The organism is Dactylosporangium sp. CS-047395 (genome assembly GCF_050942185.1).
Lineage (GTDB): Bacteria > Actinomycetota > Actinomycetes > Mycobacteriales > Micromonosporaceae > Dactylosporangium.
Genome location: NZ_CP192015.1, coordinates 8,883,763 through 8,897,734, shown reverse-complemented (window position 1 = coordinate 8,897,734; position 13,972 = coordinate 8,883,763). Strand labels below are relative to the sequence as shown.

General features: G+C 72.6%; 16 protein-coding genes. 10 read left to right on the top strand and 6 right to left on the bottom strand.

Going from position 1 to position 13,972, the window contains the following annotated elements; genetic code table 11:
* Nucleotides 1-5 precede the first annotated feature (5 nt).
* Together ACQP00_RS41570 and ACQP00_RS41565 are read left to right on the top strand one after the other, a co-directional pair.
* Nucleotides 6-449, top strand: a complete 444-nt coding sequence (locus tag ACQP00_RS41570; protein WP_433207552.1) for a hypothetical protein — start codon at nt 6-8, stop codon at nt 447-449.
* Nucleotides 450-488: 39 nt separating this feature from the next.
* A complete protein-coding gene (locus tag ACQP00_RS41565) occupies nt 489-878 on the top strand; it encodes a ribonuclease domain-containing protein (protein ID WP_433207549.1) in 390 nt (129 codons plus the stop codon).
* Between the two features lie 45 nt (nt 879-923).
* On the opposite strand, the gene ACQP00_RS41560 is transcribed toward ACQP00_RS41565, so the two are convergent.
* Nucleotides 924-1,103, bottom strand: coding sequence for a DUF4236 domain-containing protein (locus tag ACQP00_RS41560; RefSeq protein ID WP_433207546.1), 180 nt, complete (start codon nt 1,101-1,103; stop codon nt 924-926).
* 25 nt (nt 1,104-1,128) lie between these two features.
* Nucleotides 1,129-1,497: a PH domain-containing protein gene (locus tag ACQP00_RS41555; protein ID WP_433207543.1), complete on the bottom strand. Its 369-nt coding sequence runs from the start codon at nt 1,495-1,497 to the stop codon at nt 1,129-1,131.
* 50 nt (nt 1,498-1,547) lie between these two features.
* Here ACQP00_RS41555 and ACQP00_RS41550 point away from each other — a divergent pair, with 50 nt between their 5' ends.
* The 7 genes from ACQP00_RS41550 to ACQP00_RS41520 are packed head-to-tail and all read left to right on the top strand — an operon-like array spanning nt 1,548 to nt 10,228.
* Nucleotides 1,548-4,355 carry a BTAD domain-containing putative transcriptional regulator gene (locus ACQP00_RS41550; RefSeq protein WP_433207540.1) on the top strand — a complete coding sequence of 936 codons (2,808 nt, stop codon included), beginning with the start codon at nt 1,548-1,550 and terminating at the stop codon, nt 4,353-4,355.
* Nucleotides 4,352-5,482, top strand: a complete 1,131-nt coding sequence (locus ACQP00_RS41545; RefSeq protein WP_433207537.1) for a M20 family metallopeptidase — start codon at nt 4,352-4,354, stop codon at nt 5,480-5,482. Before ACQP00_RS41550 ends, ACQP00_RS41545 begins: the two co-directional genes overlap by 4 nt.
* Nucleotides 5,479-6,303: a GNAT family N-acetyltransferase gene (locus ACQP00_RS41540; protein WP_433207534.1), complete on the top strand. Its 825-nt coding sequence runs from the start codon at nt 5,479-5,481 to the stop codon at nt 6,301-6,303. The genes ACQP00_RS41545 and ACQP00_RS41540 overlap by 4 nt, the downstream gene beginning before the upstream one ends.
* A complete protein-coding gene (gene menC / locus ACQP00_RS41535) occupies nt 6,300-7,421 on the top strand; it encodes an o-succinylbenzoate synthase (protein WP_433207531.1) in 1,122 nt (373 codons plus the stop codon). The genes ACQP00_RS41540 and menC overlap by 4 nt, the downstream gene beginning before the upstream one ends.
* A gap of 50 nt (nt 7,422-7,471) precedes the next feature.
* Nucleotides 7,472-8,980 carry an MFS transporter gene (locus tag ACQP00_RS41530; RefSeq protein WP_433207528.1) on the top strand — a complete coding sequence of 503 codons (1,509 nt, stop codon included), beginning with the start codon at nt 7,472-7,474 and terminating at the stop codon, nt 8,978-8,980.
* A gap of 7 nt (nt 8,981-8,987) precedes the next feature.
* Complete coding sequence (locus ACQP00_RS41525; protein WP_433207525.1) at nt 8,988-9,644, top strand: TetR/AcrR family transcriptional regulator; 657 nt, start codon at nt 8,988-8,990, stop codon at nt 9,642-9,644.
* Nucleotides 9,641-10,228 (top strand): DNA-3-methyladenine glycosylase, encoded by a 588-nt coding sequence (locus ACQP00_RS41520; protein ID WP_433207522.1) that lies wholly within the window; start codon nt 9,641-9,643, stop codon nt 10,226-10,228. The genes ACQP00_RS41525 and ACQP00_RS41520 overlap by 4 nt, the downstream gene beginning before the upstream one ends.
* A gap of 18 nt (nt 10,229-10,246) precedes the next feature.
* Here the strand turns inward: ACQP00_RS41520 and ACQP00_RS41515 are convergent, their stop codons facing one another.
* Nucleotides 10,247-10,801 carry a hypothetical protein gene (locus ACQP00_RS41515; protein ID WP_433207519.1) on the bottom strand — a complete coding sequence of 185 codons (555 nt, stop codon included), beginning with the start codon at nt 10,799-10,801 and terminating at the stop codon, nt 10,247-10,249.
* Between the two features lie 131 nt (nt 10,802-10,932).
* Between ACQP00_RS41515 and ACQP00_RS41510 the strand changes: the two genes are divergently transcribed.
* On the top strand, nt 10,933-11,100 hold the full coding sequence (locus tag ACQP00_RS41510; RefSeq protein ID WP_433207516.1) for a VOC family protein: 168 nt from the start codon (nt 10,933-10,935) through the stop codon (nt 11,098-11,100).
* A gap of 188 nt (nt 11,101-11,288) precedes the next feature.
* On the opposite strand, the gene ACQP00_RS41505 is transcribed toward ACQP00_RS41510, so the two are convergent.
* From ACQP00_RS41505 to ACQP00_RS41495, 3 genes are read right to left on the bottom strand one after another with little or no spacing between them, the layout of a single operon-like run.
* Nucleotides 11,289-11,750 carry a cupin domain-containing protein gene (locus ACQP00_RS41505; RefSeq protein WP_433207513.1) on the bottom strand — a complete coding sequence of 154 codons (462 nt, stop codon included), beginning with the start codon at nt 11,748-11,750 and terminating at the stop codon, nt 11,289-11,291.
* Between the two features lie 10 nt (nt 11,751-11,760).
* Nucleotides 11,761-12,894 carry an Ig-like domain-containing protein gene (locus ACQP00_RS41500; RefSeq protein WP_433207510.1) on the bottom strand — a complete coding sequence of 378 codons (1,134 nt, stop codon included), beginning with the start codon at nt 12,892-12,894 and terminating at the stop codon, nt 11,761-11,763.
* Between the two features lie 60 nt (nt 12,895-12,954).
* Entirely contained in the window at nt 12,955-13,764 is an 810-nt protein-coding gene (locus tag ACQP00_RS41495) for a hypothetical protein (protein ID WP_433207507.1), read from the bottom strand.
* Nucleotides 13,765-13,972 lie beyond the last annotated feature (208 nt).

Genomic DNA, 13,972 nt, shown 5'->3' with positions numbered 1-13,972 from the left:
TGACCGTGGCGACGACGGGCTTCGGGCCGAAGATGGCGTGGCTGGCCGTGGCGGCCGAGGCCGAGCTGGTGATGGAGGCCCTCGGGCTGCGCGATCTCGGGGTGGTGGAGCCGCGCACCGGGCTGGATCTCGCGCACTTCACCGACGACCGGGTGGTGGTCGCGGTCGTCGACAAGTGGTGCCTGGTGGCCGGGAAGTGGCTGTTCCGCTGGAACGGCATCGCCGCGCTGTCGATGCGGCTCGGGGCCGAGGTGCAGTACTTCGCGACCGATCGCAGTCTCGTGATGCACCGCTGGGCCAGGGCCTACGGCGCGGACGTCAGCATGTCCGACGAGGACGCGCTCATCGACGAACAGGACGTGTTCCGCACCGCCGGCGAGTGGAGCGTCGACCCGCGCGCGCTGCCCGTCGTGTCGTTACATATCGCGGCGGTACCCGTTCATCCGTAATCTTCCGCTCGTCGATATTTACGGGCGACGATATGGCGCATGACCCGCATCCTGAAGAGCGCGCTCGTCGCGGTCCTGCTGCTGGCCGGGCTGCTCGTCGCTCCGGCGACCGCCGCCAACGCGTCCGTCTACTCCTCGTGCAGCATCTCCGGCTGCGCCGAGGCCCGCACCGCCCGCTCGGGCTGGAGCAGCCTGGGCTTCCCGACCACGCGCACCTGGTACGCCTGGCCCTACGGCAAGTACAACTACGCCGGCGGCCAGTACTACAACCGTGAGGGCGAACTGCCCGCGGGCGCGACGTACTACGAGTACGACGTCATCCCGCGCAACAAGGGCGCGGCGCGCGACGCCAAGCGCATCATCATCAACCGCAGCACCGGCGTCACCTGGTACTCGCCGAACCACTACACCGACTTCTACCGGCTGTGAGCAGCGCGGGGTGGCCGCAACCGCGGCCACCCCGCCAAAAGCCGGTCAGGAACGCTTGCCCTTGCTGCGCCAGGAGAACGGGCCCGGCAGGTCGTAGCGGTGCGCGCGGGTGCGCGAGTTCCACGACCACTTCCCGATTTTGATGCTCCACGACGAGAAGCCCTTGGGCGTGAAGTTCAGCACCAGCGGGCCGAGCCGGAGCGCCTTGCGAAACAGGATCGGCAACGGAACCTCCGAAGGGGAATGGCGGCTATCGGGCGGCGTAATGCAGGATCACGTTGTGGATGTGCTGGGTCTTCTCGACGCCGCGAACGTCCACTTCGTACGTGTGCGTGCCGACGTGCACGGCGATGGTACCGCTGCTGAAGAAGCTGCCCGCCCATGACTTGTTGCTCACGACGGAGACCGCGGTCACCTTCCCGTACGGGATCGACGTGATCGCCACCCGCTTGCCGACGAACGAGCGGTCCTGCATGATGACCCGCTTGTCGGTGAGGCCGATGAACCCCGTGCCGACGCCCACCGCGTCATAGACGGCGATGATGGTCTCGCCCGGCAGCAGCCCCGAAGCGATCTGCTCGTACTGCTCCCGACGGTCGTATTTCGCCTGCTGCGCCATGCCTTCAAGATAGACGCCGGCCACAACCTTGCCCGGTGTACAGTTTCGGCGTGCGGGTTCGGCTACTCGGACCGATCGACGTACTGGTCGGCGGCGAACCCCGGCCGGTCATGGGCCTGCGCCGCAAGGCGGTGCTCGCGATCCTCGGCCTGCACGCCGGCGAGGTGGTCAGCACCGGGCGCATGGTCGAGCTCGTCTGGGACGGCGCCGCCCCGCCGAACGCCGTCAACGCCCTGCAGAGTCACCTGTCGTATCTGCGACGCACCCTGTCGGACAAGGCGGCGGTGCGCTCGCGGCCGCCCGGGTACCTGCTCGACGTGGGCCCCGACGGCACCGATGTGGCCGTCGCCGAGCGGCTCATCAGCGCCGGGCTGCGCGACGGCGACCCGGCCGGCCGGGCCCGCGAGCTGCAGCGCGCCCTGGACCTGTGGCGGGGCCAGCCGATGGCCGACGCGACCGGCGTGACGTGGCTGGAGGAGCAGGCCGAGCGGCTCGGGCAGCTGTGGCTGCAGGGCAAGCGGGCGCTGCTGTCGGCCCGGCTCGGCCTCGGCCAGCACGCGCCGCTGCTGCCGGAACTGGAGCAGCTGACCCGCGAGCACCCGTTCGACGAGCAGTTGCACGGGCAGTTGATGCTCGCGCTGTACCGCATGGGCCGCCAGGCCGACGCCCTCAGTGCCTTCCAGCGCCTGCGCCGCATCCTGCGCGACGACCTCGGCATCGAACCGGGCCCGGCCCTGCGCGAGCTGGAGTCGGCGATGCTGCGCCAGGACGAGGCGCTCGACCCGCCGCCGGCCCCGGCCCCGGTGACGGTCGCCGAGGCGTCGCCGACCAGGCCGGCCCAAATTCCCCTCGCCGTGCGCACCTTCGCCGGGCGGGACGGGCAGCTGGCCCGGCTCGACGCGCTGCTGCCGGCCGGGTGGGCCCCGCCGGGAGCGGCGGTGTTCGTGGCGGTCGTGTCCGGCACCGCCGGCGTCGGCAAGTCCGCGCTCGCCGTGCACTGGGCCCATCGCGTCGCCGACCGCTTCCCGGACGGCCAGCTCTACGTGAACCTGCGCGGCTTCGACCCGGCCGCCACCCCAATGCCGCCCGCCGACGCGGTGCGCGGCTTCCTCGACGCCCTGGGCGTGCCGGCCGAGCGCATCCCGGCCGACCTCGCCGGGCTCTCGGCCCTGCTGCGCAGCCAGCTCGCCGGGCGGCGGGTGCTGATCCTGCTGGACAACGCCCGCGACGCCGAGCAGGTCCGGCCGCTGCTGCCGGCCGCGCCCGGCTGCCTGGTGGTGGTCACCAGCCGCGATCCGCTGACCTCGCTGGTGGCGATCGAGGGGGCGGTGCCCGTGCCGGTGGACCTGCTCACCGACGGCGAGGCCCGCGACCTCCTCGTGAGCCGGCTGGGGGCGCGGCGGGTCGCGGCCGAACCGGCGGCCGTCGAGCGGATCGTCGAGCGCTGCGCCCGGCTGCCACTCGCCCTCGCGGTCGTGGCCGGCCGCGCCGCCACCCGCCCGGAGCTGCCGCTGTCCGCGCTCGCCGACGAGCTGGCCGCGCGCCGCTCGACCCTCGACGCGATCGCCGGCGCCGATCCGGCCTCGGATGTGCGGGCGGTGTTCTCCTGGTCGTACCGCGCGCTGAGCCCGGCCGCGGCCGAGGTGCTGCGCCGGATGAGCCTCGGCCCCGGGCCGGACCTGGGCATCGACGCGGTGGCGAGCCTGGCCGGGGTGCCGGTCGCGGCCGCGCGGACCGCCCTGGCCGAGCTGGACCGGGCCGGACTGGTGGTGGAGCAGCGGCCCGGGCGGTACACGTTCCACGACCTGTTGCGCGCGTACGCCACGGAGCTCGCCGAGACCGCCGACCCCGAGCCGGAGCGGGCCGCCGCCGTGCACCGCCTGCTGGAGCACTACCTGAGCGCCGCGCAGGCGGCGGCCCAGCGGCTCGACCCGGCCCGGGACCCGGCGCCGCGGGCCGCCCGGCACCCGGCGATCGCGGTGCCGGCCCCGCCCCGGGCGCGGGCGCGGGCGTGGTTCGCCGACGAGCACCGCGCGCTGCTGGCCGCGGTCCGCCTCGCCGCCGAACTCGGGCTGGACGAGCACACCTGGCGGCTGGCGGCGGCGCTGACGACGTACCTGGACTGGCACGGCCAGTGGCAGGAGCTCATCGCGACCCAGGAGGCGGCGCTGGACGCCCTGCGCCGCCTCGACGACCGGCCCGGGCAGGGCGCCGCCTCGTGCGAGCTGGGGCAGGTGTACGCCCGGATCGGCCGGTTCGACGAGGCCCACCAGCACCTCTGGACCGCCCTGTGCCTGTTCGAGCAGCTCGACGACGCCCCGGGGCTGGCCCGCGCGCACTACCACCTGGGCTGGCTGCAGCACGCCCAGCGCGAGTACCGCGACGCGCTGCGGCACAGCGAGCAGGCGCTGGAACTGTTCGAGCGGCTCGGCGACAAGTTGTGGCGGGCCCGCGCGCTGAACGCGAACGGGTGGATGCTGGGTCAGCTCGGGCAGTACCAGCGAGCCTTGGGTCTTTGTCGTGCCGCTCTTGTCGAGAACCGGGAGGTCAGCGACCGGCACGGCGAGGCCGGGACGTGGGACGCGGTCGGCCATGCCCATCACCGGCTCGGGGACCCGCGCCAGGCCGTCGCGTGCTATGGCCATGCGCTGCGGGCCTATCGCGAGCTCGGCGACCGCTCCGGGCAGGCGTGCGTGCTCAGTCACCTCGGCGACGCCCACGCCGACCTCGGCGATCCGGTCGCGGCGGCCGAGGCGTGGCGGCACAGCCTGGCCATCCTCGACGAGCTCGATCCGGCCCAGGCAGCCACAGTACGAGCGAAACTTCCGGCGGGGACACCGGCTACCGTGAGGGGATGACGGCGCTGGACACCTTACGGGCGGAACTGTCGGCCACCGCCCCGCGGATGCGAGACGACCTGGCCGAGCTGATCGAAGTCGAGTCCCCGTCGTCGGACCCGGAGGCCCTCGCCCGCTCGGCCGACGTGGTCGCCGCCCTCGGCGCCCGGCTGCTCGGCGCCCAGCCGGAGCGCATCGTGGTCGCCGACCGGCCGCACCTGCGCTGGCGCTTCGGCGGCGGGCCGACCCGGGTCGTGCTCATCGGCCACCACGACACCGTGTGGCCGCGCGGCACGCTGGCCCGCTGGCCGTTCAGCGTCGACGGCGACCGGGCGACCGGCCCCGGCGTGGTCGACATGAAGGGCGGCCTGGTCATCCTGTTCCACGCCCTCGCCGCCTGCCAGGACCTCGACGGGGTGGCCGTGGTGGTCAACGCCGACGAGGAGATCGGCTCGCCGACCTCGACCGAGCTGATCCAGGAGACGGCCCGCGGCGCGTCGGGCGCGCTGGTGCTGGAGGGCAGCTCGCAGGGGCGGCTGAAGGTGGCCCGCAAGGGCATCGCGCATTATTCGGTACGGGTGACCGGCCGCGCCGCCCACGCCGGCAACGCCCCGCACCTGGGCATCAACGCCGGCGTCGAGCTGTCGCACCAGATCCTGCGCATCGTGGAGCTCAACGACCCCGAGCGCGGCACCACGGTCACGCCCACCGACTCGGTCGCCGGCACCACCAGCAACACCGTGCCCGCCGCCGCCCGGGTCAGCGTCGACGTGCGCTCCTTCGACCCCGACGAGCTGGTCCGGGTCGACGCCGCCCTGCGCGGGCTGGCGCCGGTGCTGCCCGGCGCGAAGCTCGACATCGAGCGCGGCCCGGCCCGCCCGGCGATGCCGGAAACGGCCGCCAGCGAGCTGTTCGCCCTGGCCCAGCGGCTCACCTCGAGCCTGACCGGGCAGTCCGCGATCGGCGAGGCGGTCGGCGGCGGCTCCGACGGCAACCTCACGGCCGGCATCGGCGTGCGGACCCTCGACGGCCTCGGCGCGATCGGCGGCAACGCCCACGCCGAGGGGGAGTGGATCGCCCTGTCCAGCCTGCCGGACCGGGCCGCGCTGGTGAGCACCCTCGCGGCCACCATCGGACGGGCCGAGTGACCGACGCCCGGGCCGACGCCTGGACCGACGCCGGGGCCGCCGCCGACCGAATCGGGGTCGAGGTCGTCGAGCTGAGCACCGCCGGCGAGCTGGCCGAGTGCTCGGCGCTGCTGCAGCGGGTCTGGCGGGCCGGGCACCCGGCCGAGATCGCCTCGGCGTCGATGCTGCGCACCTACGTCCACTCCGGCAACTACGTGTCCGGGGCGTACCGCGGCGCCGCGCTGATCGGGGCCTCGGTCGGCTTCTTCGGCCGGGACGGCGAGCGCTGGCACCTGCACTCGCACCTGGCCGGGGTCGAGCGCGCCGGGCACGGCAAGGGCGTCGGCCACGCGCTCAAGCTGCACCAGCGGGCCTGGACCCTGGCCCGCGGGATCAGCGAGGTGCACTGGACGTACGACCCGCTGATCCTGCGCAACGCCTACTTCAACCTGCGCAAGCTCGGTGCCGAGGCGGTCGAGTACCTGCCCGAGTTCTACGGTGCGATGACCGACGGCATCAACAGCGGCGAGCTCACCGACCGGATCCTCGTGGTCTGGCACCTCGACCGACCGCATCCCGCCGCGGCGGACCGGCCCGGGGCGGTGCCGCTGGTGTCCCGCGGACCCGACGGCCGCCCGCAGGTGCACGAGGTTCCGGATTCCGCGGGTGTACTGGCGGTGGCCGTGCCCGAGGACGCCGAGCACCTGCGCGCCGTGGACCGGGACGCGGCGCTGGCCTGGCGGGTCGCCGTGCGCGACGCGCTGATGGGCCGCATCTCGGCCGGACACCGCATCACCGGCATGACCCGTGACGGGCACTACCTCCTGGAGCGCGCGCAGTGAGTGGGAAGTTGCAGGGCATCGAGCTCCGGCGGATCGCGATGCCGCTGGTGTCGCCGTTCCGCACCTCGTTCGGCACCGAGCACGAGCGGGACGTGCTGCTGGTGCGCGCGGTCACCGCCGAGGCCGAGGGCTGGGGGGAGTGCGTCGCGCTGTCCGGGCCGCTCTACTCGCCGGAGTACGTCGACGGGGCGGAGGCGTTCATCAAGCGGTACCTCGTGCCGCTGTTGCGCGGCTTCGAGGGCCACGCGTACCACTTGGAACCGCTCTTCGAACCGCTCAAGGGCCACCCGATGGCCAAGGCGGCGGTGCAGACGGCCGTGCTCGACGCGCACCTGCGGGCGGCGGGCCTGCCGCTCGGGGCGTTCCTCGGCGCGGTGAAGGACCGCGTCCCGGCCGGCGTCTCGGTCGGGATCATGAACTCCATTCCGGAGCTGCTCGACGCCGTCGCCGGCTACCTCGACGCGGGCTACCTGCGGATCAAGCTCAAGATCGAGCCGGGCTGGGACGTCGAGCCGGTCCGCGCGGTCCGCGAGCGCTTCGGCGACGAGGTGCTGCTGCAGGTCGACGCGAACACCGCGTACACGCTCACCGACGCGGACCGGCTGGCCCGGCTGGACCCGTTCGGGCTGCTGCTGATCGAGCAGCCGCTGCCGGAGGACGACATTCGCGGGCACGCCCGGCTGGCCGAGCTGATCCGCACCCCGATCTGCCTGGACGAGTCGATCGTCAACGCGCGGGCCGCCGCGGACGCGATCGCGCTGGGCGCCTGCCGGATCGTCAACATCAAGCCCGGCCGGGTCGGCGGGTACCTCGAGGCCCGCCGCATCCACGACGTGTGCGCGGCCAACGGGGTGGCGGTGTGGGCCGGCGGGATGCTCGAGACGGGGATCGGGCGGGCGGCGAACGTGGCGCTGGCCGCGCTGCCGGGCTTCACGCTGCCGGGGGACACGTCGGCCTCGGACCGGTACTACGCGCAGGACATCACCGAGCCGTTCGTGCTCAAGGACGGCTACGTGGACGTGCCGACCGGTCCCGGCATCGGCGTGGAGCCGCTGCGCGACGCCCTCGACGCTGTGACGACCGCCACCGACTGGATTAACTTTACAAGTGTTAGCTGACGAGAGTAACTTTACGGGCGTTAGCAAACGTCCGTAAGGGGAGTACCGTCATGCCCGAATACCCGCGTCGCTGGGCCGCTCTCGCGGTGCTCAGCCTGACGCTCGTCGCCGTCACCCTCGACAACTCCGTGCTCAACACCGCGCTGCCGTCCCTGGCCCACGCCCTGCGGGCCGGGACGGCGGACCTGCAGTGGATCACCGACGCGTACACCCTGGTCTTCGCCTCCGCCCTGATCCTGGCGGGCAGCCTGGGCGCCCGGATCGGCTCCCGCAACGCGCTGCTCGGCGGCCTGGTGGTCTTCGGCGGCGGCTCGGCGATCGCGGCCCTGTCCGACTCGCCCGGCCAGCTGATCGCCTGGCGGGCCGTGATGGGCCTGGGCGCCGCGTTCGTCATGCCGGCCACCCTGGCGATCATCACCCGGATCTTCCCGGCCCACGAGCGCCCGAAGGCGTTCGGCGCCTGGTCCGCCGCGGCCGGCATCGGCGTGCTGGTCGGCCCGGTCACCGGCGGCGCCCTGCTCGAGCACTTCTCCTGGAGCAGCGCCTTCTGGATCAACGTACCGCTGGTCGCCTTCGCCATCGCCGCCGTGTTCGCGGTCGTCCCGGCCATCCCCGCGGTGCGCGGCGGCCGCCTGGACCTGCTCGGCGCGCTGCTGTCCACCGCCGCCGTCGCCGCTCTGGTCGACGCGGTCATCCAGGCTCCCGCGCGGGGCTGGTCCGACGCCGTGACGCTCGCCGAGTTCGGCGCGGCGGCGGTGCTCGTGGTCGCCTTCGTGCTCTGGCAGCGCCGCACGTCCGCGCCGCTGGTCCGGCTCGACCTGTTCACCAACCGCACCTTCGCGGTGGCGGCGCTGTCCCTCGCCGTGGTGTTCTTCGTGCTCTTCGGGACGTTGTTCGAGCTTTCGCACTACCTGCAGCTGGTGCACGGCTACAGCCCGCTCGTGGCCGGCCTCGGTGCGATGCCCTTCGCCGTGGCGATGGCCGCCACCTCGGCCACCTCGGCGCTCATCTCCGGCCGGCTCGGCACCCGGCGCACCCTCGCGCTCGGGCTGTTCCTGGCCACCGCCGGCCTGCTGGACCTCGCCACGACGGGCGTGCACACCGACTTCTGGAAGGTCGCCGTCGGTACCGCGGTCATCGGCCTCGGCATGGGCATGATGATGGCCCCGGCGAGCCTGCAGATCAGCGGCAGCGTCCCGCCCCAGTTCGCCTCGATGGCGAGCGCGCTGAACAGCGTCATCCGGGAACTCGGCGGCGTGCTCGGCATCGCGGTCCTCGGCACCGTGGTGTCCTCGGCCTACCGCTCCTCCGTCGGTGCGGACCTGGGCCCGGCCGGCACCGACCTGCCAACCGCCCACGGCTTCGCCGCCACCCTCCCGGCCGCGCAGGCCCAGCACGTCGTCGCCGTGGCCGACCAGGCCTTCACCGACGCGATGTCCCGCGGCTCGCTGATCGCGGCCGGGATCGCCCTGCTGATGGCGATCACGGTCCTGGTGGTCCGCCCGAATCGCACCGCGGCGCAAGCCCCTGCGCCTTCGCTGGAACTCCAGACGGCATGATGAGGTCATGAAGGCGGAGAACGCGGGTCCGGCCGGCGGCCGGACCCGCAACCGGCGTGGTGAGGGCGCCCTGCTGCGGGCCGAGATCGTGGCCGCGGCCGAGCGCGTCCTGGAGCGCGAGGGCGACGAGGACGCGCTCACCCTGCGCTCGGTCGCCCGCGAGGCCGGCATCGCGGCCCCGTCGATCTACTCCCACTTCGCCGACCGCGAGGCGATCCTGGAGGAGGTCCTCGGCAACGCCTTCGCCCGGCTGCGCAAGCTGCTGCTGGACGCGGCCGACGGGGTGGCCGACCCGGTCGAGCGGCTGCTGGCGGGCTGCCGCGCGTACGTCGCCTTCGGCATGAACGACCCGGCCCGCTACCGCGTCCTCTTCGGCCGCCGCCGCGACGCCCGCCCCCAACAGGAGCCCACGAACGACATCTCCGAGCTCCCCGAGGTCTGGCAGCGCAACCTGGAGGGCTTCCAGGTCCTGGTCAACTCCCTGCGCGAATGCGCGGCCGCGGGCCGCTCGGGCAGCACCGACCCCTTCACCGACGCGGTGACGCTGTGGACGTCCCTGCACGGCGCGGTCGCCATGCGCCAGTTCATCCCGGGCTTCCCGATGCCACCCCTGGACCGCACGGTGGAGGACCTGGTCCACCGCCTCGCGCAGATCAAGCCGTGAACCTCGCGGCGGTGCTGACGGGCCCGGTGGATGCGGCGGCCCGCGCGTTGCTGGGCTGCCGCCTGACGGCGGGCGGGGTGACGGTCCGCGTGACCGAGGTCGAGGCGTACTCCGGCACCGGCGAGGACCCCGCCTCCCACGCCCACCGCGGCCGGACCGCGCGCAACGCCATCATGTTCGGCCCGGCGGGGTACGCCTACGTCTACTTCACGTACGGCATGCACTACTGCGTCAACATCGTCACCGGCACCGAGGGCACCGCATCGGCCGTCCTGCTGCGCGCCGGCGAAGTGATCGACGGCCTGGACGTGGCGCGCGAACGCCGCCCGGCCGCCCGCCGCGACATCGATCTGGCTCGCGGGCCGGCTCGGTTGTGCTCGGCCCTGGCCATCGGGCGCGAGTTCTACGGGACGTACCTGCTGGACGGTTTTCTGGCGCCGCCGGTTGGTCCGGTGGGGGAGATCTCGGCGGGGCCGCGGGTGGGCGTGACGGGGGCGCACGACATTCCGTGGCGCTTCTGGCTGACGGGGGACCCGACGGTGAGCGAGTACCGGCGGCACGTCCCCCGGCTGCCGAAGGCATGAGGCCTCGGCCTTCGCCGTTCACGATTCTTCGGCGTCGACCCGAGGGGTCATCTGCAACGGAATCCGGGGGACCGTTCCGAGTTTGAGCCCATAACGATCGTCGGGTGGCCAGCCTCGTTGGACGAGGGACACCAGATGTTCGTACGGTTTGGCGAAGAAGAGGTCACCGCGAGCCGCTCGCTCATAGTCGACATATACGGCCAGGCATTGCCATGCCCGATTCGCGCGGAATCCGACCTGGCCCACGATGATGGCCTCGTCGACCATCCGGTAGTACACCAGCGCGCCGAGAGCCGAGTAGTACGACACGATGCACCCCACGGCGGCCCGGGCCGGTCCGGACAGTCCGAAGAAACCGTGCGACAGATCGTTGTCGCTCGAAAGGCGGAGAAGGACGTACTCCTCCGCCTTCTGGAATTCCGGGGATCGCAGCTCCTGCAACAGGTCGATCAAGACCGGCACTTCGTTTCCGTGCCGCATCATCGTGATCTGCCGGCGCGCCAGGACGCCGGACACGCCCAGCGCGAGCATCGACATGGCCAAGGCGAGCAGATTCAGCACCATGGAGTCCATGCATCCCCTTCGAGGGCAAGCCGCCGGGATGTCCAATAAGACCACCGAGGAATTGCGGAACGGTACAACCGATCATCCATCCGCGTGCCGAATCTGGCGGCGCCCCGCACATTCGTGTCCGAGGTCTTCGGGTGGGAACTGGCGCCGCCCCTGGGGTGGACGCGGGGCTGCTGCCTTCGCGCAGTGGCCAGCCGCACGTCGTTCCGGTGATCCGCGTGCCGAATCTGGAGGCGGCGACGGTGCCGGTGCTCGCCCACGGCGGGACCGTTGTCGTCGAGCCGTTCACGCTGGGGTGCTGATCGGGTTGCCCGCCTACGACCCGGAGGTCCAGGGCCGATGCGGAAAAGTCCGGATTCGCGGCCGAATCCAGACTTTTCCGCATTTATCACGATGTACCGGTGCGACGATCGGCGGAGGCCTGGCTTGCCGCCCGTCGGGGTATAAATCCGAAATGTCGGGCTGAGGAACGAGGCCCGACATTTCGTGATCACCAGCAAGCCTCGCGAGTGGCGACGCGGTCCTCATCGGGCAGGCGGATGGCGGTGGCTTGCGGCGGCCGCTCGAACTCCGCCTGGGTCACCTGGTCGCCCCACTCGGTGCCGGGCCCGTCCGGGTCGGACTCGTAGGTGGCGACCATCGCGGCGAACGTGGTCGGCCCGGCGCCGTGCCAGTGCCATTCGCCGGCCGCCACCACGATGGTGTCGCCCGGGCGGACCTCGTGGACCGGGCCGCCCCGGCGTTGCACGCGGCCGACGCCTTGCAGGACGTGCAGGACCTGGCCGTACGGGCAGCGGTGCCAAGCCGTGCGCGCGCCCGGGTTGAACTGGGCGTGGGACGTGGCCAGGCGGGACGGTTCCAAGGCGGTCACGTCGCGGCCGATCCAGGCGATGCCCGAGTAGCGCTGCTGGGGCGCCGGGCGGCTGGTGCTGGGTGCTCGGATGACTTCCATTGTTCTGCTCCTAGGACGTCTTGGTGTATTCGGACCAGGGCAGGTCCCAGGCCGTCCAGCCGTCGCCGGGGTCCAGGGCCACCTCGGTGCCGCGGGTGACCACCGGGTCGCCGACCAGGACCGACTCGTAGAGCCATCGGGCGTTGTCGGTCGACACGTTGGTGCAGCCGTGGGAGACGTTGCGGCGGCCCTGGTCGCCGACCGACCACGGGGCCGCGTGGATGTACTGGCCGCCCCAGGTGAGGCGCATGGCGTACTGCACCGTGGTGGTGTACTCCGGCGTGCGGAAGACCGCCGACGGTTCGCGGGACATGATGACCGTGGTGCCGCTGGACGTCGGGGTCGAGGCCTTGCCCAGGCTCACGGGCATGGTGCGGACGACGGCGTCGTTCTGGTACACCTGCATGGTCTTCGTGCTGTTGTCGATGTCGATGGTGAGCTTGCGGCCGATCGTGATGCTCGCGGCGAAGTCGTCGTCGGCGTGGCCGTTGCCGATGGCGACGCCGTTGAGGGCCTTGCGGGCGGTGATCTTCGTGCCGGGCTGCCAGTAGTGCTCGGGGCGGTACATGACCTGCCGGCCGCCGAACCAGTGCCAGGCGCCGGGCTGCGGCGGGTCGCTGGTGACGAACAGGCGGTGCTCGACGGCCGCGCGCGAGGCCTCGGGGACGTCCGAGCCGAACTCGACCACGATCGGCATGCCGACGCCGTAGGTGCCGCCGTTCTGCAGCAGCAGGTCCGAGGAGACGGTGCCGCCCGGGGACTTCGCGACGGTGCGGAACGTCGTCTCGCGGGTGACCGCCTTGTTGTCGGTGCCGACGGCGGTCACCTTGGCGGTGTAGGCGGTGTCGTACTTCAGCGCCGCCGCCGGGATCCACGAGGAGCCGTCGGCCCGGGGCGCGCCGGCGATCGGCTGCCCCGCCCCGTCCACGAGCTGCACCGCGGTGATCTTGCCATTGGTGACGCTGGTGCCGATCTCCGTGCTGATCGGCACCGTCTCGTTGCCCGCCGGCGTGACGCTCAGGGTTGTCGGCGGGGCCGTCGGCTTGGGTGTCGGCGGCGCTTTCGCTTTCGGCTGCGAGTCGTGGCACGCCGTCAGGCTCACGGACGCCAGGACGAGTGCCGCGACGATGGTTCCTTTGCGCATGCGGGCATCCTGCGGCCAGGCCGGGCGAGCCCGCTGCGCATCCGGAATGAGAAAGCGGGTCTACCCCTGCATGGTCGCGTCGGCGATCTGCGTGGCGAGGCCCTCCCACTTGGCGTAGGCGTCCGGGAAGGCCGACCCCTGGACCTTCTGGGCCGCCACGGTCACCGCGTAGTCGCCCCAGCCCGGGATCCGGGTGAGCGCCGCGTAGAACCGCCGCGCCGACTCGTGCGGGTCCATGAGCTGGTCGATCGAGCCCCAGTTGGGCCGCTGCTGGAACAGCCCGACCGAGTCGTAGTCGTAGCCGACGCCCTGGTTGGGGTGGTCCAGCGAGGCCGGCAGGTTGCCGTTGGCCAGGTTGCGCAGGTGGCTCTCCTGCAGCGCGGTCGCGAGCGCCACGATGACCGCCCGCTTGGGCAGCCGCTCGCGCTTGGCCACGTCCACGATGGCGATCGCGTTGTCCATCTCGGCCCGGCTCAGCCCGCCGACCGGGTCGGCGACGGTCGGGAAGGTCTGGGCCGGCGTCGGTGCGGCCGACGGCGGAGCGGTGCGCTGCTCGCCCCGGGAGGCCACCTGCGGTGCGGAGCGTTCGGGGGCCGGAGCGACCGCGACGACGTCACCCTTGGGCGCGGGGTGTGCGGTGAGCGTCGTGGTCAGGGCCAGGACGGCGAGGGCGAGCGCCGCCGCGCCCCGCAGGGTGCGTTGCGGCAGGGGCGGCACGGCGGAGAGCAGGAAGTTCCGGGCCGGGGTGGGGCGCTCGGTGAGCGCCTTCAGCGTGGACGCGCTGAACGGTGCGGCATGGGCGAAACGGCGCCCGCGCAAATGGCGGGGACCGCTCGTGAGCTGCTGGTTTTCGTCGTCTCCGGCGAACATCCGGCGAGACTAGGACCGGCCTCACCAGGGGGTGATTCCGGGCATGAAAAACGGCGCCCGTGCTGGCTGCGTCACGGCGGGTGACCCCGGAGCGACACGCCCGGTGGCTGGGACAAATCGGGCGGTTCGCTTCCAAACTGCCCCGTGGCGACACGCCCGGTAGCCGAATCACCCGGGGGTGAAAAGGCCTCTGAGCTGCGCGATTAGC